The organism is Atlantibacter sp., from assembly GCF_032062175.1.
GTDB lineage: Bacteria > Pseudomonadota > Gammaproteobacteria > Enterobacterales > Enterobacteriaceae > Atlantibacter.
This window is the reverse complement of the sequence record NZ_DAMBQK010000006.1, coordinates 102457-122712: the sequence shown is the minus strand read 5'-3', so window position 1 is coordinate 122712 and position 20256 is coordinate 102457. Positions and strand designations below refer to the sequence as shown.

The following is a 20256-nucleotide window of genomic DNA, read 5'->3' as shown; positions in this document are numbered from 1 at the left end:
GATATCAGGCTTCCAGCATTGGGAACCGAAGTTTAATGGTTGTACCCATCCTGGGTTTGTTAGGGCTCATGATTTCCAGGCCGTAGCTCTCGCCGAATAACAGCTTCAATCTATTTTTTATGTTGTTAATGCCAATACTGCCTTTCTGCAAATTTTGATCGCCCGATAAAATATGGCTGATCGCGTCTGGTGCAATGCCGTCGCCATTGTCGGTGACTTCAATAATTACGTCCTGGCCGTCGTCCGTGGCGCGGATTAACAGATGGCTGCTACTGTCACGTGGTTCCACCACATAGTTAAAGAAGTTTTCCACCAGGGGTTGCAGGATCAAGAACGGGCAGACCACGTCCAGATATTTTTCGGGGATATCGCACAAATAATCGAAGCGATCGCTCATGCGCACTTTCTGAATCGACATATAGCTGTTGACGTAATTCATTTCGTTACGCAGCGTAATCAGACCGTGATTATTTTTACGAAGCAGATAGCGCATCATGTCAGAAAAATCATGCACCATGGTTTCGGTGCGCTGCGCGTCCTCCAGAAAGGCTAAACGACCAATGGTATTTAATACGTTAAATAAAAAGTGCGGGTTAATCTGGTACGATAGCGCTTTAAATTCTGCTTCATGTAATGAACGCTCAATTTCTACACGTTTTCTTAATTCATTGGTGAGCTCGAGATCTTTTTTGCGTAATTCTCGTTGGATATTATTGGCGTGCGCCTGCTCAACCAGATAAGAAGAAACATGTAATAACGTTGAAGCCGTGGACTCAAAACGCTCATAGGGCATACGGCGGGTGTTCTGATGCAAATTAATTAACCACGGATTTTCTTCCCAAACTTCATTGTTATTCAGAATATAGGGAATGCTGCGCTCTTTCTCTTCTTCAACTTTTACCTGGCCGGAAATAAACGCGCCAAGATAATGGTCGTTAATCATGATCGGTACGGCAAATTCTACAAAGCCGCAGTAGCAGCGATACACTACGGGTTCACGGGCATGCATTGCAGCGCGCCCGCCTGCGTTGTCGCTTTCGTAGCAGTGGTGCGCCAGCGTTGGGTTGAGGCGCGAACGCGCGCAGAAGTCTGAGAAACCGCTGGGCTTAGTCACCGGGACGCCGTTTTCATCCACCACCACCAGTGCGATCATCATCGATTTAGAGAAGTTGTCCTGCAGGGTCTGAAGGCGTTTTACATCCAAAAACTCGTGTAATTTGTATTTATTCATCATCCTTTCAGCCTGCATCTTTAAAGCATTAGCGCATATTTAAAAATAAACGATCTGGCGCAAAAAAATATTGAAATGGGTCACGGCAATAAAAATAGCCTTTAAAAACCATGTTAATGGCGTATCTCTGATGTTGTTTGAATGTAACGAAAAAAGGTAATTATTTGTCGATTAGATTAATCTTAATAACAATCAAAAAAGTTTAGGTTAGGGATTATTATAAAGCGAATCACTAACGCAACAGAATAAAGGCTTGCAATTTTTTGTTTAGGATTAATTTCATATAGAAGGTGCAAGGCAATATATTAGCAGGCAGGAATAAGACGGCAATATTTTATCAGGGCGTAAATGGGAATACAGCTCGCAATATTGAGATAATAACGTTAAAAAAGGCGCTTCACGCGCCCAGTTAATGTGTATTCAACTTCCTTGTACTACCCGGGTGCGCCTGCGCGGCGGCAATACGGCGCGACGTGGCCCACCGGGCCAGAATTTCCACGGCGGCAGCGAAGCCCTGGCGGCGTGCAACCCCGCCAGAAGACGAACCGTTCCCGATGATGTCCTGGCATGTGAGCTGGCGGCGTTGATAAAAACCACGGTGCCGATGATCAATGCAAGTCCCTGAGATTTCATCGCGTTACTCGTCGTTGCGAAACGCTGTCAGAATTTGACGAGCAAAGCAGATAACAGCATAAACGACAGCCATCAGCAGCGCGGAAAAGAGTAATGCGGCACAGGCTGTTTCTGGAAACTCACTGGCTGAAAGCGCAGCCAGAATAAGCTCACTATTTCCAGGTGTAATGATGACCATATAAAGCAAAAATAATGCGCCGATCATGAGCGGATGGCGTGCGACAGCGGCCAGCAGTATACCGATGCGTTTGCCCAGCACGCGAGAAATCAAAGCGGGTTTGCCGCTTTGTTTAGGATGAAACATGGAACCTCTCCAAAACAACACAGAGCTACGGATAAATCCGCAATAAAAACAGATTATAATGGCGGCAAGAATGCGCTACCCAACGCCAATAAAATACGCTGAATCTGGAAATATTCGAGTAAATACTACCAAAGAATAAATCGTGTAAAAAAGGGGTAGTGCAGTCTTCAAATCCTGGAGACGTTGCGCCTATAAAGGCAGCAGTAACGATGATATTACCCCTACAGATTCAAGAAATTTGACCGATGATCGTATGGCGTTCCCGCATGGCGTGAATGACACACTACATCAGGAGAAAATAATGGAATCATTTGAAGGTAAAGCCGTTTTTTATGAAAAAAGCGATGAGGGAAAATTTACCGATCTGGTTATCAGGCAAGAGAGCCTTTCATTCGATTTGGTACATTACGGCGAAAAATACACGGTATCGCTGAATAGAAAATCAGGCAGTTTGTATAAAGGCAAAGCGATTCACCACATTTCTCGCGAAGACATCCCCTTAACGGCGCGTGTGGTTGAAGATCCCGAAACAGGGTTGATGATTATTTCCGGCACCGAGTGGGGAGAAGGGGGCGCGAACTGGATGTGGTTTGCGGAAATTTCGCCGGTTTAAAGCTGCAAACGGCCTTTATCGCGCTGCAAAAAACACGCATAAGCTGCCTGGCGATGGCAGCTTATACTGGCTCCTTCTCAATCTGCTACTGAGAATAATTATCACTTAAATTGCCGCGCGTTGCCGGGAATGATAAGGTTCCTGTTCCACTGTTACTGTAGATCCAGCCATGAACGACGCAACGCTACCCCGGCAATATTTACTTCAGCCACCCCAGAAGAAAGTGTTTTTTGTCAGCGACTTTCAGGGGTTTGGCGAGCGCTATGGCATTGATTACCGCTTCCCGCTGCTGGCTTCTTCCCATCAGGCTGACGCGCCGGTTTTGCAGGGCGATGTGGAAGAGATTGCGCTCGCGCCAGGTATTTCCCTTACGCATTCTGATGTGCAAGTGCTTCAGCCTTATGAAACCTTTTCTCGCTACAGTAGCCCGCTGTATACGCTGGTGGTGCTGGAGGGTTGCGTCGTTTTAATCCTTAACGGTAAAGAGTATGTGGTGCGCGCCGGGATGGCGTTCAGCTCCAGCCTGTATGAGCATCAGACAATGAATGCGCGGCATACGGCGGAAAGCAAGCTGAAAACCCTGTCGCTGGGTGTTTACCCGGGCGATGCCTGGCGCAACGGTATGCTGGATTCATTATTGCGCGAATGGGAAATGCGCGGGCCCTCAACGTTTGTCTGGCAGGTGCCGGGTTTCCTGCTTTCCGGGCTCGCGCATATTCGCCAGAGCCGGGTTTACGGCGTAGCGCGGCAATTAATGCTGGAGGGTTTAATGCTCCAGTTACTGGGGCAGGGACTGAGCGCACGCCAGGAAAGCGCGCAAACCTGCGGCGCACCGGTTCGTTGTGAACAACACCGTCTGGAGCGGGTGCGGCAACGGCTTGAGAGCGCACCGGAGCGCGATTACTCGCTGGCGGAGCTGGCTGCGCAAGCGGCGATGAGCCCCAGCAGCTTACGCAGTAAATTCCGCCAGGCTTATGGCTGTACGGTGTTTGATTATTTGCGCGATTGTCGTCTGGAGCTGGCGCGACGCTATCTGCTGGAAGGCCACAGCGTCCAGCACGCTGCCTGGGTATCGGGCTATCAGCACGCCACCAATTTCTCCACCGCTTTTCGCCGCCGCTATGGCGTTTCGCCGGGCCATATCCGCCCCGGTAGCTAACCCATTTCCCCCATCTTTGCGAACACAACCTATGCAGTTTGGCAGCGCGCATACGCAATCTGGCGGCGCGCATAGCTGTTTACGTCTTAAAAAAGGTAATAATTCTTATTAACAATTAGAAATGCTTTCTGGAGATATTCATGTTCGCTAAATCGCGGCTGGCGTTGCTGGTGGGATGGGTTTCTGGCAGTCTCGCTTTACCTTTAATGGCACAGGATACGCAAAAAACCGATACCGTAGTGGTCACTTCACAATTGCTGAGCGGTGCCACCAAGTTGGCCACGCCGGATATTGAAACGCCACAGGCGGTGTCCATCGTCACGCGCGGGCAGTTTGAAGAGCAAGGCGCGACCAGCGTGCGACAGGCGGTGAGTTACACGCCGGGCGTCTACAGCAACCAGATCGGTGCATCGAATCGCTTTGACTATATCGTGCTGCGCGGTTTCTCTGACGGTAGCCTCGACAACGTCTATCTTGATGGCCTGAAGATGATGGGTGATACCAACTCGCACAGCTCGCTGGTGGTCGACCCGTGGTTCCTGGAAAATATTGAAGTGGTGCGCGGCCCGGCATCAGTGCTGTACGGGCGTTCATCGCCGGGCGGCATTGTGGCGCTGACTTCGCGTAAACCCTCGTTCGATCCGGGTGGGGAAGTTAAACTTTTTGCGGGTAATAACCAGCAGCGCGGGGCGATGTTTGATGTCACCGGCCCGCTGGATGATAACGATCGGGTGGCGGTACGCCTGAGCGGCATGACCCGATATGCCGATTCCCAGTTCGATCCGCTGAAAGAAGAGCGTTATGCGCTGATGCCCAGCCTGACCTGGCGCATCACGGACAATACGCGCCTCGATCTGATGGCCTATTTACATCGCGATCCAGAAGGCGGCAGCCACTCTGGTTTGCCTTATGATGGGACCGTGGTTCCGCATGACGGCAACAAAATTTCCAACACCTTCTTTGAAGGCGAGGACGATTACGATAAATACGACCGCCGGGAGAATATGGTTGGCTACAACATCGAACATACGTTCGATAGCGGTTGGTCGGTGCGCCAGAAGCTGCGTTATCTGCATACCAAAGTGGAGCTAAATCAGGTTTATGCGGCGGACTGGTTCAACGAAACCGAACTGAATCGCGGCTATTCCGGTTCGGACGAGAAGATGAATGCCATCACGATGGATAACCAGATCGACGGCAGCTTCGATACCGGGGCGATTAACCACCGCGTATTGATCGGCATGGATTATCAGGATCGCAGCAACCACACCACCGGATACTATGGCGCGTTCCCGCCGATTAATGCATTCCACCCGGTTTACGGCGCGCAGCCGGATTACATCACTCTGTACAGCAAAGAGAAGCACAAGCTGCGCCAGACGGGTTACTACCTACAGGATCAGATGTCGCTTGACCGCTGGCGCCTGACGCTCGGTGGCCGCTACGACCAGGTGAGCGTGTCGAATATTGATAATTACAACAGTACCCGCAGCGATCTGGATAAAAACAACGTCAGCAGCCGCGCGGCGTTGTTGTATCTGTTCGACAGCGGCGTGGCACCTTATGTGAGCTACTCCACCGCCTTTACGCCGACCAGCTTTGCTGATGAGAGCGGCAATATCCTGGAGCCGATAAAAGGCAAACAGTGGGAAGCGGGCGTGAAGTATGAGCCAGAAGGGTGGAATAGCCAGTTTAGCGCGTCGGTGTTCCGCATCAATCAGGAAAACATTGCCACCAAAGAGGAGCCAACCGACCCGTACCGCTCTATCGGCGAAATTGAATCTGAGGGCGTGGAGCTGGAAGCGGTAGGGCAGTTAACCGACAGCCTGCGTATGCAGGCGGCGTATACCTACACAGATATCCGTTACAAAAAGAGTAGCCCGGAAGAGCAGGGCAAACGCGCCGTTTACGCGCCGCGCAACATGGCCAGCGCCTGGCTGAGTTATGACGTGCAAACCGGCCCGCTGGACGGATTAACCGTCGGCTCCGGCGTGCGTTATGTTAACGGCGTGACCAGCGATCGCCAGAATACCCATACGCTGCCGTCCTATACCCTGGTGGATATGATGGTGGGTTACGACCTGTCAAAACTGGGCGTAAAAGGCCTAAGCGCCCAACTTAACGTCAATAACCTGACGGACAAGAGCTACGTAGCGGCCTGTAACTCGCTCTCGTATTGCTACTTTGGTGCAGAGCGCAGCATTGTAGGCAGCGTGTCCTGGAAATTTTGATACGGCACTGAACGTATTTGCTTAGAAAATGAGCCAGCTGTGGTAACGCGGCTGGCTCAGCCTGTAATAAACCCGCATAAACACTCCGCCTTAACGTAAATGAATCAAAGACCTGCATAAACGCCCTACCATAATTGATATTGCAAATGATATTGATTTTCATTAGCATTAAAAAAGTAAATTAATGTAAGGGAATAATTACAATGGTCAATAATCAGTTCAAATTATCGGCAATATTTGCTTTATCCGTTGCGCTTACCTTTGGATCAATCTCCGTCCTGGCGAAAGAATTTACCGATAACGCGTTTGTTTCCTCGTCTTTAGGGCATGGCGTTTATGAACTTTCTCAGGACACGTTGCAGCAGGCGATTTTCGCTGCGTCTGCGCCTTCGTTTGATAAAGACAAAACCAGCGGCCTTGTGTTTAAGCTCGATCCGCAAACGCTGGCGATCGGCGAGAAAATCGCTACTACGCGCCGTACGTTCGCGACCGCTATCGATCAGCAAAACCATATTTTGTACTTAGGGAATGCGCTTGAAGGCTCTTTGACGCTGCTGGATACCCGCACCGGTAAAGAGCTTAAAATCATCCCGTTAAGCGATGACGCCGATGCCAATAAAAAGGCGCATGTGCGCGAAGTGGTTTTGGATGCCAAACATCAGCGTCTGTATGTTTCCGGCATTGGCGAGAAGGGTAAGGGCCTGCTTTGGGTGGTGGATACCGGTAAACAGCAACTGATAAACACGCTTGAGAAGTTAGAGCCTGTCGGTTTTGCTGTGGATACGGCGGGCGATCGGGTTTACGTCGTCACCGGCGGTGGCGAACTGGTTACCCTGGATGCTAAAACCTCGCAGCCTCTCTCCAGCGTCAAAGTCGATCCCGCAGATCCCCATCACTACTTCCTCAATATCGCGCTGAATACCAAAGCAGGGCTGGGTTATATCGCCGATACCAATACGCAGGATGTGCTGGTGGTGAAACTGGCAAACGGCGAACTGGTTCACCGCATTCCAACCCCCAATTCTATTGCAGTGCTGTATAACGCCGCGCGTGATGAAATTTATGTGACGCACCGTAATGCGCGCCAGATCGGCGTGATCGACGCCAGCAGTTACGCGATCAAGCACACCATTAAAACCGCCGCGATGCCTAACAGTTTGCTGCTGTCGCAAGATGCCAGAACGCTTTACGTCAGCGTTAAGCAAGATGAAAAAGCAAAAACCGCTGATTACGTTCTGAAAATCGACCTGAATATGCTCTAAGGTAACCCGAATGATCCTTCAAACACGCCTGGCCGTGGCGATTTCGCTCGCCCTGACAACGATGCCAGCTGCACTCTATGCAGCTGAAGAGAGTAATGAAGATGTTATGGTGGTAACGGCTTCTGGCTTCTCACAGGAAAAACGAGAAGCGCCCGCCACCATTTCGGTCATTGACCAGAAGGAGCTACATGTTCGATCAAACCAGAACATCACCGAAGCCTTCCAGGATATTCCTGGCGTTCTGGTAGGCAACGGCCACGGCAGTTTAGCCACCGGTAATGTGCAGATGCGCGGCCTGGATTCCGATTACACGTCGTACCTGGTCGATGGTGTGAAGCAGAACACCGCGGAATCACGTCCCTATGGTCATCACATCGGAACGGAAGCCTACTTTATGCCACCGATGGCCGCGATTGAGCGCATTGAAGTCATTCGCGGGCCGATGTCATCACTCTATGGTTCGGATGCGATGGGCGGCGTGGTTAACGTGATCACCAGAAAGCCCTATGCACAGGGGAGCTGGACCGGCGCGCTGGAGGATAATTACTTCCTTCAGGAGCAAAGCGAGTATGGCAATACCAATCAAATGAATGCGTTTGTCATGGGGCCGCTGATCCCCGGTAAGCTGGGGATCAGCGTGGGAGCTGACTGGCTCGATCGCCGTGATGACGACAGCCCGACAAAGCAGCGTTTTGTTAAGCATGATTCGAAGAACGTCAACGCGACGCTGGGCCTGGCGGCGACCGATACCCAGCTATGGGATCTCAATATCGTTGGCGGGACACAGGAGAAGAGCCATAACAAGAGCAACCCGTGGTACTGGGATTTTAACCGCCAGGCTTTTACGCTTTCACAGCACGCCTGGTATGGCGACGATTTGCTGGAAGCGAAGAACTATATCAGCTATGAGAAAGCCGATACCCAATACCGTTCTGGCGGTCTCTCTCCTCAGTACATCAAGCAAAACAATTTTACGGCTAACACCCAGAATACCTTCAGCCTGGACGATCATAAGCTGACGCTGGGCGCAAATTTCATCCGCGAAGAGCTCAACGATACCTTCGATATTGAGCATAAAGAGGCACCCGGCGTTACGCCGGTCAGCAAGATCTCGCGTGATGGCTGGGCGGTATTTGCTGAAGATGCGTGGATGATCGTTCCTGATTTTACCCTGACGACGTCAGCACGCCTCGATCACGATAGCTACTTCGGTTATCACGTGACGCCAAAAATTTATGGTAACTGGACGATTGATGAAGCCTGGGCGCTGAAAGGCGGCGTCTCATCGGGGTACAGAAAACCGGAACTGCGGCAGACCAGCGAAGGTTTCACCAGCGTGTACGGCTCCAGCCCGCCGTATCCCGGTATCGTCATTGGCAACGCCGATCTTAAACCTGAAAAGAGCATTAACACCGAGTTGGGCCTTTACTGGCAGGGAGAGGGCCTGGCGCTGGATAGCACCGTGTTCTACACCCAGTTCAAAGACAAGATTAGCGATTACAACATCTGCACCGAAACCGCCACCCAGCCGTGTATCTATAATGGCTATTCGGCGGAAACTGTGGATAAGTACTTTAATGTTAGCGATGCCGATGTGTACGGACTTGAGCTAAACGGCGACTGGCAGATCACTGCGACGCTGAAGGCCAACGCCAACTATACCTGGACGCGCAGCGAGCAAAACAGCGGCCCGCAAAAGGGTTATGCACTTAACGACTTCCCGAAACATATGGCGAATGTCTCGCTGAACTGGTCGGCGGCCAACGATTTGGTGCTGTGGACCAAAGCGAATTATCGCAGCGATTCACCGGATGTCGGGAAATCCACCGCTACCGAGAGCTACATTATGGTAGACCTGGGCGCGCGTTATCAGCTCAATAAAAATACCCAAGTGATGGCAGGCGTTTATAACGTGTTTGATGTGGATCCGCTTTATACCACCCGCTACAACGAAACGTCGATGGTTGAAGGGCGTCGCTATAACCTGGGGGCGCGGGTGGAGTTTTAATTTTAGCGATCAGGTTAAAAAACAGTTACAACAAGGGGTTAGATGAGAAATCGTCTATCCCCTTTTTTATCCTCAGCATGAAATGATGATGCAATATCTCAAATCGGGAGCTGACGAGTGGGTTTGCGCAGGGGGGATTTGCTATGGTGAAAGGGGCTTGAGCTTTTGGCCAATCAGGGGCACTCCCTTTGATGTTGCCGTTTGTTTTTGTTCGTCTTAAAGGCTCATTTATTACATTGGTTAATTTTAAGGATAAGAGTATGCCAGCAGTAATCGATAAAGCATTGGACTTCATTAACGGTATGAATACTTCTGTCTCAGTTCCACATCCTATGGATGAAAGCACAACCAAGGGATTACTGAAGTACTTAAACGAATTGGGTGTTCCGGCCAGCGCGGCTGATGTTACGGCACGCGGGTTCCAGGAGGGGTGGAATACTGGTTTCACAGAGAAAGTAGCCGGATGGGCTGAAAAAATTGCCACTGGTAACCGGGTGATTATCAAAGATCCTGAATACTTTTCTTCATATATGCGGGAACAGCTCCGGGAGCTGGTGTGAGTAAGTGATTGGCATATTAATCTGTCAAGACTGGGTTTCTGACATATTGTTAAAATAACAAAGGGCTTACGGTTTATCGTAAGCCCTTGTTTTATCTGGTGGCCCCTGTTGGGTTTGAACCAACGACCAAGCGATTATGAGTCGCCTGCTCTAACCACTGAGCTAAGGGGCCGTGGCGCTGGATTATAATGGATGTGCTGCGCTCAATCCAGCCATTACCGCGCGGCTGCTGCTTTTATCAGCATTTTAAAAACGGTCTTTTATACTTTACGAATCCGAAGGTTATCAGGGGTTATCATGATCAACGACATATTAGCGCCGGGGTTAAGAGTCGTGTTTTGCGGGATTAACCCGGGCAAATCCTCCGCTCATACCGGATTCCATTTTGCTCATCCGGGAAACCGCTTCTGGAAAGTCATTCATCAGGCCGGGTTTACCGATAAGCAGTTGCTTCCTGAAGAAGAACAGCAGTTGCTCGATACCCGTTGCGGTATCACCATGCTGGTGGAACGCCCAACGGTGCAGGCGAGTGAAGTGGGGCTGCATGAACTGCGTACCGGCGGACGCGAGCTTATCCGCAAAATTAACGATTATCAGCCAGCTGCGCTGGCGGTATTAGGTAAAAAGGCCTTTGAGCAGGCATTCAGCCAGCGTGGCGTAAAATGGGGCAAGCAGTCGATAACCATTGGCGAGACAGAGGTGTGGGTGTTGCCCAATCCCAGCGGATTGAATCGCGCATCGCTTGAAAAGCTGGTGGAAGCTTACCGGGAACTGGACGAAGCATTAATGACCCGGGGCTTATAGACCGGCAGTCCAGGCTGCCGGCCTGAAAATCAATTTCCCAGCCGTGCTGCCTGCTCAATCATCGCCTGGCCTAATGCACTTTCGATGCGGTAGCACAACGTCGCTGTTCGGGACGCGTAAACGTTCATCACCAGCTGATTCGTTTGTGGGTTAAGATCTTCTTTAACAGAAAGGAACTGGCTGGTTTTACTTGTTAATTCGCTCATTTCCTGGCTGTATTTATTCCAGCTGCGCGGATTATAGGTTTGCAGCGCCGCCAGGGATTTCGTACAGGTTTCATTGGCGGTCAGGTTGGTGCCGTTTTCCGGGGCAGGCGACGGCTGCGGCTCGATAATATCAGTCTGAATCGGAGCGGGCGTAACCAGCGATTTGGGTGCGGTTTGGGTTGTGGTAGCGCAGCCAGCCAGCATCAGGCTGAATATCAAAAGGCCGGTTTTTTTCATTTAAAGGTGATTCCTAAAGTGATGAATCTTAACTGTATGGAGAAAAAATATATCCGGCTACGTTACATTACGTCATATTCATCTGACAACTGGTTTTCCTTCAAAAAGCGGTCTCTGGTCAATGATTTCCTTGCAGCGTGAAGGCAAAAAAAAAGCCGCACCGAAGTGCAGCTTTTGACGAAAATACTGGAAGCGCAGAACGATTAATCGTCCAGGAAGCTACGCAACACTTCAGAACGGCTCGGGTGGCGCAGTTTACGCAGCGCCTTCGCTTCGATCTGACGAATACGTTCGCGGGTAACGTCGAACTGTTTACCCACTTCTTCCAGCGTATGGTCGGTGTTCATATCGATACCAAAACGCATACGCAACACTTTCGCTTCACGGGCGGTCAGGCCAGCCAGCACGTCGTGCGTGGCGGCGCGGAGGCTTTCGGTGGTGGCAGAATCCAGCGGCAACTCGAGGGTGGTATCCTCGATGAAATCCCCTAAATGCGAATCTTCATCGTCGCCAATCGGCGTTTCCATGGAAATTGGCTCTTTAGCGATTTTCAGCACTTTACGGATTTTGTCTTCCGGCATCAGCATGCGCTCGGCCAGCTCTTCCGGCGTTGGTTCGCGGCCCATCTCCTGCAGCATCTGGCGAGAAATACGGTTGAGCTTGTTGATGGTCTCAATCATATGCACCGGAATACGGATGGTGCGAGCCTGATCCGCGATAGAGCGGGTAATTGCCTGACGGATCCACCAGGTGGCGTAGGTCGAGAACTTATAACCGCGGCGGTATTCGAACTTATCTACCGCTTTCATCAGGCCAATGTTGCCTTCCTGAATCAGGTCGAGGAACTGCAGACCACGGTTGGTGTATTTCTTGGCGATAGAAATCACCAGACGCAAGTTCGCTTCAACCATCTCTTTCTTCGCACGGCGGGCTTTTGCTTCACCGATGGACATACGACGGTTGATATCTTTAACCTGCTCAATGGTCAGGCCGGTTTCTTCTTCGATCTGCTGCAATTTTTGCAGGCTGCGATGCACATCTTCAGCCACGTCTTTCAGCTTTTCGGACCACGGTTTATTCATGGCCAGCGCTGCATTGAACCAGGTTTCGCTGGTTTCATTGCCGGTAAACAGCGTGATGAAGTTTTTCTTCGGCATTTTGCACTGTTCAACGCACATCTTCATGATGATACGTTCCTGGGTACGCACGCGGTCCATCATGATACGCATGCTGTTGACCAGGTAATCAAACTGCTTCGGCACCAGGCGGAACTGTTTGAACACTTCAGACAGCTTCAGGATCTCTTCCTGAGCGGCTTTGTCGCTGCGGCCTTTCGCCTTGATAACTACGCGAGCGGCTTCGTACTGGGTGCGAAGTTCGCTGAACTTCTCACGGGCCAGTTCTGGATCGATGCTGTTGTCATCATCGCTGCTGTCGTCGTCTTCGTCTTCATCTTCGTCTTCGTCATCTGCCAGCTCTTCGGTGGACAGTTCGGAACCCACATGCGTTGCGGTTGGCGCGAGATCTTCTTCCGCGTTCGGGTCGACAAAGCCGGTGATCAGGTCGGACAGGCGCGCTTCGCCCGCTTCAACGCGATCATATTGTTCCAACAGATAGGTGATAGCTTCCGGGTACTCGGCAACAGAACACTGAACCTGGTTGATCCCGTCCTCGATGCGTTTCGCGATGTCGATTTCGCCTTCGCGGGTCAACAGTTCAACGGTACCCATTTCACGCATGTACATACGAACCGGGTCAGTGGTACGCCCGATTTCAGACTCAACGCTGGACAACACCTGAGCAGCAGCTTCTTCTGCATCTTCATCAGTGTTGTTTGAGTTTTCAGCAAGCAACAGATCATCGGCGTCCGGTGCTTCTTCCATCACCTGGATGCCCATGTCATTAATCATTTGGATGATGTCTTCGATCTGATCGGAGTCGACGATATCTTCCGGCAGATGGTCATTGACCTCGGCATAGGTCAGATAGCCTTGCTCCTTACCACGAGTGACGAGAAGCTTCAGCTGTGACTGCGGGTTTTGCTCCATAAGACGGTATCCACACTTATTTCATGAGGGTTGTGTCGGCAGGCGTGACCGCCAACAATAACGAGCGAGGGCTGATTTATTTTCATGCCGCAGCGCCTCTTTGCGGCCTTCGGGGGTTCACCCGAACGATAATCGGCAGTTAAGCCGCGGAATTCATTTTTTTGCCAGTTCCTGGTTCAGTCTCCAGAGCTCCCGGCGTTCTTCGCTGCTTAAACCGTGCGTGCGCTCGCGAGCGATGAGCTCTTCCTGGCGCTGTTCAAGCATCGAATCAAACATATGGTTGAGTGAGTCGGTGAACGTTTTTTCTGCAATGTCCTTATCTGCTATATCGTCCCACATCGACAGTTTTTCAAGGGTGGCGGCCTCTTTAGTGCCGCGATACTGCTCTAAAAGCTGGCCGGTGGTCAGGCCTGGCTGAGACAAACAAGTGTTGACCAGTTCTGCAAATAAACCAAGTCCAGGCAGTTTGTCTTTGTCCAGCGCATCCAGCGGCGGCACCTGCGGCGCCAGTTCTGGATTCTGCAACAGCAGTCCTATCAGTATACGCATGGTTGTGCGTTTTAGCGTCGGCGCGGTACGTACCGCAGCGTCGGCCTGCTTCGGCATCAGGCGCTCCAGCGCGCTGTCATCGAGGATACCGAGCTTTTTTCCTAATTCCTGGCGCAGATAGATTCGCAGCGTCTCACCCGGCACCTGAGTGATCAGCGGCAGCGCCAGGGTGCTTAGCTGCGCACGGCCATCCGGCGTACTCAAATCGACCTGCGGCATCAGGCTGTTAAACAAGAAGGTCGAGAGCGGCTGGGCCTGCTCCATACGCGCTTCAAACGCGTCTTTGCCTTCTTTACGCACCAGCGTATCCGGGTCTTCGCCGTCGGGCAGAAACATAAAGCGCAGCTGCCGACCGTCGGTCATATAAGGCAGCGCCGTTTCCAGTGCGCGCCATGCCGCATCCCGGCCAGCACGGTCGCCGTCATAACAACAAATCACATTGTTGGTGACCCGAAACAGCAGCTGAATATGGTCAGCCGTGGTTGAGGTCCCTAATGACGCTACCGCGTAGTTGATGTCGTATTGCGCCAGCGCAACCACATCCATATAGCCTTCGACCACCAGCAGGCGAGCCGGTTCAGGGCTGCTCTGCTGCGCTTCATAAAGGCCATACAGCTGGCGGCCCTTATGGAAAATATCGGTTTCCGGCGAGTTTAAATATTTAGGCTGGCCGTCGCCCAATACGCGACCGCCAAAACCAATCACCCGGCCCCGTTTATCGCGGATCGGGAACATCACCCGTTCGCGGAAACGGTCGTAACTGCGCCCGCGATCGTTGGTGACCAACATGCCAGCATCAATCAGCGACTGACGATTTTCATCGTTGCCGCCGAAGCGCTTGAGCACATTGTCCCAACCGGCAGGCGCATAACCGATAGCGAAGCGCGAAATAACGTCGGCGCTTAAACCGCGTCGGGAAAGATATTCACGCGCGTCGCTGGCATTCGGTTGCGTCAGGGATTGTTGATAAAACGCACTCAGGCCATCCAACAACTGGTACAAATTCTGCCGCTGGTGGCGTTCTATCTGGCTCGGCCCGGAACCCGCCTCATAAGGCACGTCCAGGTTATGCATGGCCGCCAGTTCTTCAACGGTTTCAACGAACTCGAGCTTGTCGTAATTCATCAAAAAGTCGATGGCGTTACCGTGCGCACCGCAGCCAAAGCAATGGTAGAACTGCTTTTCGCCGTTTACGGTAAATGAAGGTGTTTTCTCATTATGGAACGGACAGCACGCGTGATAATTTTTGCCCTGTTTCTTGAGCTTTACCCGAGCGTCAACGAGGTCGACAATATCGGTGCGAGCCAGCAGGTCATTAATAAAGACACGTGGGATTCGTCCAGCCATAAGCCCCATTTACCCGTTAACTTTCTGCTAAATATTCAATGCGATCGCGTTCTGGCGATGCGGGGCAAAAAGCGTAGGGATGTCAGTTCATAAACGAAAATAAGCCGCGCATTCCTTTCGGAAGCACGGCCTTTACAACTACAACTCGGTCTGAAAGGAGGGGAATCCCCCCCAGAGATTAGTACAGACGAGTACGGCGTGCGTTTTCGCGAGCCAGTTTCTTCGCGTGACGTTTCACAGCAGAAGCTTTGGCGCGTTTACGTTCGGTAGTCGGTTTTTCATAGAACTCACGACGACGAACTTCCGCCAGAACACCTGCTTTTTCACAGGAACGTTTGAAGCGACGCAGTGCTACGTCGAACGGCTCGTTTTCACGTACTTTAATTACCGGCATGTGCCTCTCACCTTTGATTAAATCGGTTTGCTGCTGGCATCAACGCCAGCTTAATTCAAAATGGTGCGGAATTTTACTGCAACTGCTGATGCTTTGTAAAGCAACAGGAGGAACAAAAACCGCTTTTCGGTGGCATTCTTACAGGGGCGGGGATTATACACTATCCCGCGGGCCGATGAGCAATGTTTTACAATGACGACCTCAGCGCATACACTGCGGCGCAGGCAAAAGAGGTAAAAATAAGCATGCGTGTACTGGGTATTGAAACATCCTGCGATGAAACCGGCATCGCCATTTATGACGATGAAAAAGGGCTGTTGGCTAACGAACTGTATAGCCAGGTGAAACTGCACGCAGATTACGGCGGCGTGGTACCGGAACTGGCGTCCCGCGACCATGTGCGTAAAACCGTGCCCTTGATTCAGGAAGCGATGAAAAACGCCGGACTTACCGCCAGCGATATCGATGCGGTGGCCTATACCGCAGGTCCTGGTCTGGTGGGCGCATTGCTGGTCGGTGCGACCGTCGGACGCGCGCTGGCGTTTGCCTGGGGTGTTCCTGCGGTGCCGGTGCACCACATGGAGGGGCATCTGCTGGCGCCGATGCTGGAAGACAATCCCCCGGAATTTCCGTTCGTCGCGCTGCTGGTGTCCGGCGGCCATACCCAGCTGATTTCCGTTACCGGGATCGGTGAATATCAACTGCTGGGCGAGTCCATTGATGACGCCGCAGGTGAAGCCTTTGATAAGACAGCAAAACTGCTGGGCCTGGATTATCCCGGCGGCCCGATGCTGTCGAAACTGGCCGCTAACGGCAATCCCGATCGCTTTACTTTCCCGCGCCCAATGACCGATCGCCCTGGGCTGGACTTCAGCTTCTCGGGGCTTAAAACGTTTGCCGCCAATACTATTCGTGATAACGCGCCCGATCCGCAAACCCATGCGGACATCGCCCGCGCGTTTGAAGATGCGGTGGTGGATACGCTGATGATCAAATGCCGCCGCGCGCTTGAGCAAACCGGCTTTAAGCGGCTGGTAATGGCGGGGGGCGTCAGCGCTAACCGCACCCTGCGCGCCAGGCTGGCTGAGATGATGAAAAAACGCGGCGGTGAAGTGTTCTACGCCCGCCCGGAGTTTTGCACCGATAACGGCGCCATGATCGCCTATGCGGGCATGGTGCGTTTAAAAGCGGGTGGCAACGCGGATTTAAGCGTGTCGGTACGACCGCGCTGGCCGCTGGCGGAATTGCCTGCCGCGTAAATGAAAAAAGAAGAGCTTACTGCTCTTCTTTTTTTTGCTTTCTTTTCAGCTTTTGCCAGATTTTGGTTTCCTGGCCGCGCCACAGCCGCTGAATATTGTCGTGATGACGCAGTAAAATCAGGCAGGAGAGCATAGAAACCGGGAAGGTGAACTGGGGTTTAAACCACCAGACATAAAACGGCGCAATCAGCGCGCTGACAATGGCGCCTAAAGAAGAGTAACCGCTGAGTAACACACTGAGCAGCCAGGTACCTGCCATCACACCGGTGAGATCCCAGCCGATAGGCGCAATCGCGCCAAACGCCGTGGCGACGCCTTTGCCACCGCGAAAACCAAAAAACACCGGCCAGATGTGGCCCAGACAGGCGGCGATAGCGACTAACCCTAACCAGAACGGGGAAAGACCGAGCGCATAAGCTCCCCAGACGGGCAGCATGCCTTTCAGCACGTCAAAAATCAGTACCGCTACGGCTGCTCCCTTGCCACCTATGCGTAATACGTTGGTCGCGCCGGGATTCCCGGAGCCGCTATCGCGCGGATCGGGCAAACCTGCGATACGGCAGACCAAAATGGCGCTGGAAATTGAGCCGCAAAGGTACGCAAGGAGGATCATTCCAGGCGCGATTGCACTCATAACGCTGTTCCGTTTTGAAAATGTCGTTTTATTCTCTGCATCTGTGGATAATACGCATAATTTGCCGGAAGTGGTATCCGGGCGCGCTAAAAACAGGCAGGTCATGATGGATATAGTATTTATAGAGCAACTTTCGATAATCACCACTATTGGTGTTTACGACTGGGAGCAAACTATCGAACAGAAGTTAATGTTCGATATCGAAATGGCCTGGGACAATCGTCCGGCGGGCAAAAGCGACGACGTGGCGGATTGTCTGAGCTATGCCGATGTGAGCGAGGCGATCATCAACCACGTTCAGGGCGGTAAATTTGCGTTAGTGGAACGTGTGGCGGAAGACGTCGCCGAACTGTTGCTCACCCGCTTCAACACGCCGTGGGTGAAGATCAAAATCAGTAAACCTGGCGCGGTCGCGCAGGCGGCTAACGTGGGCGTAATCATTCAGCGTGGCGTTAATCCTAATCAAATCATTTAAGTTAATAATTATTAAACCTAACGCGGCTATATTGGTCTTATAGCTCGAGCATTTACGGCAAGCGCACTGCGCCCGCCGTTTTTTTTGATTTTTTTTGGGGTACGAGGACATTTCATGGGCGATCTGCATTCGCTAGTAATCGCGGCGATTCTCGGCGTAGTTGAAGGTTTAACCGAGTTTCTGCCGGTTTCCAGCACCGGGCATATGATTATCGTGGGCCACCTGCTGGGCTTTGAAGGGGAAACGGCCAAGACGTTTGAAGTGGTGATTCAGTTGGGTTCGATCCTGGCAGTGGTCGTGATGTTCTGGCGCCGCCTGTTCAGTTTGATCGGCATTCATTTTGGCCGCTCACCGCATGAGGGCGTGGGCAGCCGCCGCCTGTCATTGGTCCACATTTTGCTGGGCATGGTGCCAGCCGTGGTGCTGGGCCTGGTGTTCCATGACCTGATTAAATCGCTGTTTAACCCGATTAACGTGATGTATGCGCTGGTCGTCGGCGGGATGCTGCTGATCGTGGCGGAGGTCTTTAAACCTAAAGAGCCACGTGCGCTGGGGCTGGATGATATGACTTACCGCCAGGCGTTCACTATCGGCTGCTTCCAGTGCCTGGCGCTGTGGCCGGGCTTTTCGCGTTCTGGTGCGACCATTTCCGGCGGGATGCTGGTGGGCGTCAGCCGTTACGCCGCATCAGAGTTTTCGTTCCTGTTGGCGGTGCCGATGATGATGGGCGCGACGGCGCTCGATCTGTATAAAAGCTTCCACTTCCTGACGGCGGCAGATATTCCCATGTTCGCTGTGGGTTTTGTCACCGCGTTTCTGGTGGCGCTGGTGGCGATCAAAACCTTCCTGCACATCATCAAACGGATTTCGTTTATCCCGTTCGCGATTTACCGCTTTATCGTGGCGGCGGCGGTCTACGTGGTCTTTATGTGATGAATTGCCCCTGGCTTCAGGGCTGGGGGCAACGCTCGGCTTTCCATTGCGCGACCACTCTCACGCGCCGTTTGGTTAACTCTTCCCGTACCTCAATGCCTTTAAATCCATCCGCGACCACCTCTTTCGGCGAGACCGCTTTCGCCACTTCCCAGGCTTCACGCAACAGCCGTCCTTGCGGATAATCGCAGCCCTCAAAGCCCTGGCGTCCGCGCACATCCGCTTCGCTGGTTAACGCAATTTGTTCTACCCGCTGGGGCTTGCGCCAGGCGTCGATAGAGTCGAACAGCTTCACAATGGTTTTTGGCTGCAAAATCGGCAGGGTATGGATGAGATCGTGGAATTCCGCCACCAGTTTGGCAAGGTCGCGGATGTCGTTCGGCACCCGTAACCGCTGGCAGATATTTTCGACCAGCGGAACGCCAGCCGGGCCATGTCCGTGATGGCGCGGCCAGAGTCGCGGCGGCGTTAGACCTTTGCCGACATCGTGCGTCAGGGTGGCAAAGCGCACGTCCACCTCCGGGCTCAGCATCGCCGCCATCGACAGCGTCATCAGCACGTGTACGCCGGTATCGATTTCCGGATGCCATTTTTCCGGCGCAGGCACGCCGAACAGCGCATCCAGCTCCGGGAACAATACCTTCAGCGCCCCGCAATCGCGCAGCACTTTGAAAAAGATATGTGGATTATGGGAGCGCAGCGCGTTTTCGGTCTCTTTCCAGACCCGCTCCGGGGTGAGATGGGCCAGTTCGCCTGCCTCGGTCATCTCACGCATCAGCGTCTGTGTTTCTTCGGCGATGGTGAAATTCAGATGGGCAAAGCGGGCAGCGAAACGCGCCACCCGTAAAACACGCAGCGGATCTTCATTGAATGCGCCGGAAACATGGCGCAGCAGGCGCTTTTTGATATCCGCGCGTCCGTTATACGGGTCGATAAACTCGCCGTTTTCGTCCAGCGCAATGGCGTTAATCGTCAAATCGCGGCGCAGTAAATCTTGCTCCAGGGTGACGTCGGGCGCGGCGTAGCAAACAAAGCCGGTATAGCCGTAGCCGTTTTTCCGTTCGGTACGCGCCAGTGCATATTCTTCACGCGTTTGCGGGTGCAGAAACACCGGGAAATCGCGCCCAACCTGTTGATAGCCCAGCTCAAGCATCTGCGCAGGCGTTGCGCCTACCACAACCCAGTCTCTGTCTTTAACCGGTAGCCCTAACAACCCATCACGCACTGCACCACCGACCAAATAGCTCTTCACCCACACCTCTCTTGTTCACGTTAGCGTTGAGATAATACGTAAGTGTAGAGGAGAAGGCCAAGGTGAAAAGCATGGCAGCCTCGTCTGCGGAAAACGCGGCAGGACTAGCTAAAGAAT

At 52.4% G+C, this 20256-nt stretch carries 19 protein-coding genes and 1 tRNA gene; 11 read left to right on the top strand and 9 right to left on the bottom strand.

The window, feature by feature from the left end; all coding sequences use genetic code 11:
- Positions 1-4 precede the first annotated feature (4 nt).
- Positions 5-1234 carry a PocR ligand-binding domain-containing protein gene (locus RT120_RS08270; RefSeq protein WP_312981725.1) on the bottom strand — a complete coding sequence of 410 codons (1230 nt, stop codon included), beginning with the start codon at positions 1232-1234 and terminating at the stop codon, positions 5-7.
- A 409-nt stretch (positions 1235-1643) separates the two neighbouring features.
- Here RT120_RS08270 and RT120_RS08265 point away from each other — a divergent pair, with 409 nt between their 5' ends.
- Positions 1644-1856 carry a hypothetical protein gene (locus tag RT120_RS08265; protein ID WP_312981724.1) on the top strand — a complete coding sequence of 71 codons (213 nt, stop codon included), beginning with the start codon at positions 1644-1646 and terminating at the stop codon, positions 1854-1856.
- A gap of 12 nt (positions 1857-1868) precedes the next feature.
- Here RT120_RS08265 and RT120_RS08260 read toward each other — a convergent pair whose 3' ends face one another.
- Positions 1869-2168 (bottom strand): hypothetical protein, encoded by a 300-nt coding sequence (locus RT120_RS08260; protein ID WP_312981722.1) that lies wholly within the window; start codon positions 2166-2168, stop codon positions 1869-1871.
- A gap of 301 nt (positions 2169-2469) precedes the next feature.
- Here RT120_RS08260 and RT120_RS08255 point away from each other — a divergent pair, with 301 nt between their 5' ends.
- The 6 genes from RT120_RS08255 (at position 2470) to RT120_RS08230 (ending at position 10001) form a co-directional block, all read left to right on the top strand.
- On the top strand, positions 2470-2781 hold the full coding sequence (locus RT120_RS08255; RefSeq protein ID WP_312981720.1) for a hypothetical protein: 312 nt from the start codon (positions 2470-2472) through the stop codon (positions 2779-2781).
- Positions 2782-2950: 169 nt separating this feature from the next.
- Positions 2951-3940 carry an AraC family transcriptional regulator gene (locus RT120_RS08250; RefSeq protein WP_312981718.1) on the top strand — a complete coding sequence of 330 codons (990 nt, stop codon included), beginning with the start codon at positions 2951-2953 and terminating at the stop codon, positions 3938-3940.
- Between the two features lie 140 nt (positions 3941-4080).
- Positions 4081-6171, top strand: coding sequence for a ferrioxamine B receptor FoxA (gene foxA, locus RT120_RS08245; protein ID WP_312981716.1), 2091 nt, complete (start codon positions 4081-4083; stop codon positions 6169-6171).
- A 203-nt stretch (positions 6172-6374) separates the two neighbouring features.
- Positions 6375-7433: a YncE family protein gene (locus tag RT120_RS08240; protein ID WP_312981712.1), complete on the top strand. Its 1059-nt coding sequence runs from the start codon at positions 6375-6377 to the stop codon at positions 7431-7433.
- A gap of 10 nt (positions 7434-7443) precedes the next feature.
- On the top strand, positions 7444-9441 hold the full coding sequence (locus RT120_RS08235; RefSeq protein ID WP_312981708.1) for a TonB-dependent receptor domain-containing protein: 1998 nt from the start codon (positions 7444-7446) through the stop codon (positions 9439-9441).
- Between the two features lie 260 nt (positions 9442-9701).
- Positions 9702-10001 (top strand): DUF1889 family protein, encoded by a 300-nt coding sequence (locus tag RT120_RS08230; RefSeq protein WP_312981835.1) that lies wholly within the window; start codon positions 9702-9704, stop codon positions 9999-10001.
- 96 nt (positions 10002-10097) lie between these two features.
- On the opposite strand, the gene RT120_RS08225 is transcribed toward RT120_RS08230, so the two are convergent.
- A tRNA-Ile gene (locus RT120_RS08225) sits at positions 10098-10173 on the bottom strand.
- A gap of 125 nt (positions 10174-10298) precedes the next feature.
- Here RT120_RS08225 and mug point away from each other — a divergent pair.
- Positions 10299-10805: a G/U mismatch-specific DNA glycosylase gene (gene mug / locus RT120_RS08220; RefSeq protein ID WP_312981703.1), complete on the top strand. Its 507-nt coding sequence runs from the start codon at positions 10299-10301 to the stop codon at positions 10803-10805.
- A 29-nt stretch (positions 10806-10834) separates the two neighbouring features.
- Here the strand turns inward: mug and RT120_RS08215 are convergent, their stop codons facing one another.
- The 4 genes from RT120_RS08215 to rpsU all read right to left on the bottom strand — a co-directional run bounded on the left by RT120_RS08215 (position 10835) and on the right by rpsU (position 15586).
- A complete protein-coding gene (locus RT120_RS08215; protein WP_312981702.1) occupies positions 10835-11248 on the bottom strand; it encodes a hypothetical protein in 414 nt (137 codons plus the stop codon).
- A gap of 203 nt (positions 11249-11451) precedes the next feature.
- Positions 11452-13296 (bottom strand): RNA polymerase sigma factor RpoD, encoded by a 1845-nt coding sequence (gene rpoD / locus RT120_RS08210; protein WP_312981701.1) that lies wholly within the window; start codon positions 13294-13296, stop codon positions 11452-11454.
- Positions 13297-13449: 153 nt separating this feature from the next.
- Positions 13450-15192, bottom strand: a complete 1743-nt coding sequence (dnaG, locus tag RT120_RS08205; protein ID WP_312981699.1) for a DNA primase — start codon at positions 15190-15192, stop codon at positions 13450-13452.
- A gap of 178 nt (positions 15193-15370) precedes the next feature.
- On the bottom strand, positions 15371-15586 hold the full coding sequence (gene rpsU / locus RT120_RS08200) for a 30S ribosomal protein S21 (protein ID WP_001144069.1): 216 nt from the start codon (positions 15584-15586) through the stop codon (positions 15371-15373).
- Positions 15587-15831: 245 nt separating this feature from the next.
- On the opposite strand from rpsU, the gene tsaD reads away from it, so the two are divergent.
- Complete coding sequence (gene tsaD, locus RT120_RS08195; RefSeq protein WP_312981698.1) at positions 15832-16845, top strand: tRNA (adenosine(37)-N6)-threonylcarbamoyltransferase complex transferase subunit TsaD; 1014 nt, start codon at positions 15832-15834, stop codon at positions 16843-16845.
- Between the two features lie 16 nt (positions 16846-16861).
- Here the strand turns inward: tsaD and plsY are convergent, their stop codons facing one another.
- Complete coding sequence (gene plsY / locus RT120_RS08190; protein WP_312981697.1) at positions 16862-17479, bottom strand: glycerol-3-phosphate 1-O-acyltransferase PlsY; 618 nt, start codon at positions 17477-17479, stop codon at positions 16862-16864.
- A gap of 106 nt (positions 17480-17585) precedes the next feature.
- Here plsY and folB point away from each other — a divergent pair, with 106 nt between their 5' ends.
- Entirely contained in the window at positions 17586-17954 is a 369-nt protein-coding gene (gene folB, locus RT120_RS08185; RefSeq protein WP_312981834.1) for a bifunctional dihydroneopterin aldolase/7,8-dihydroneopterin epimerase, read from the top strand.
- Between the two features lie 114 nt (positions 17955-18068).
- A complete protein-coding gene (gene bacA, locus RT120_RS08180; protein WP_312981696.1) occupies positions 18069-18887 on the top strand; it encodes an undecaprenyl-diphosphate phosphatase in 819 nt (272 codons plus the stop codon).
- A gap of 16 nt (positions 18888-18903) precedes the next feature.
- On the opposite strand, the gene RT120_RS08175 is transcribed toward bacA, so the two are convergent.
- Positions 18904-20139, bottom strand: coding sequence for a multifunctional CCA addition/repair protein (locus tag RT120_RS08175; protein WP_312981695.1), 1236 nt, complete (start codon positions 20137-20139; stop codon positions 18904-18906).
- Positions 20140-20256 lie beyond the last annotated feature (117 nt).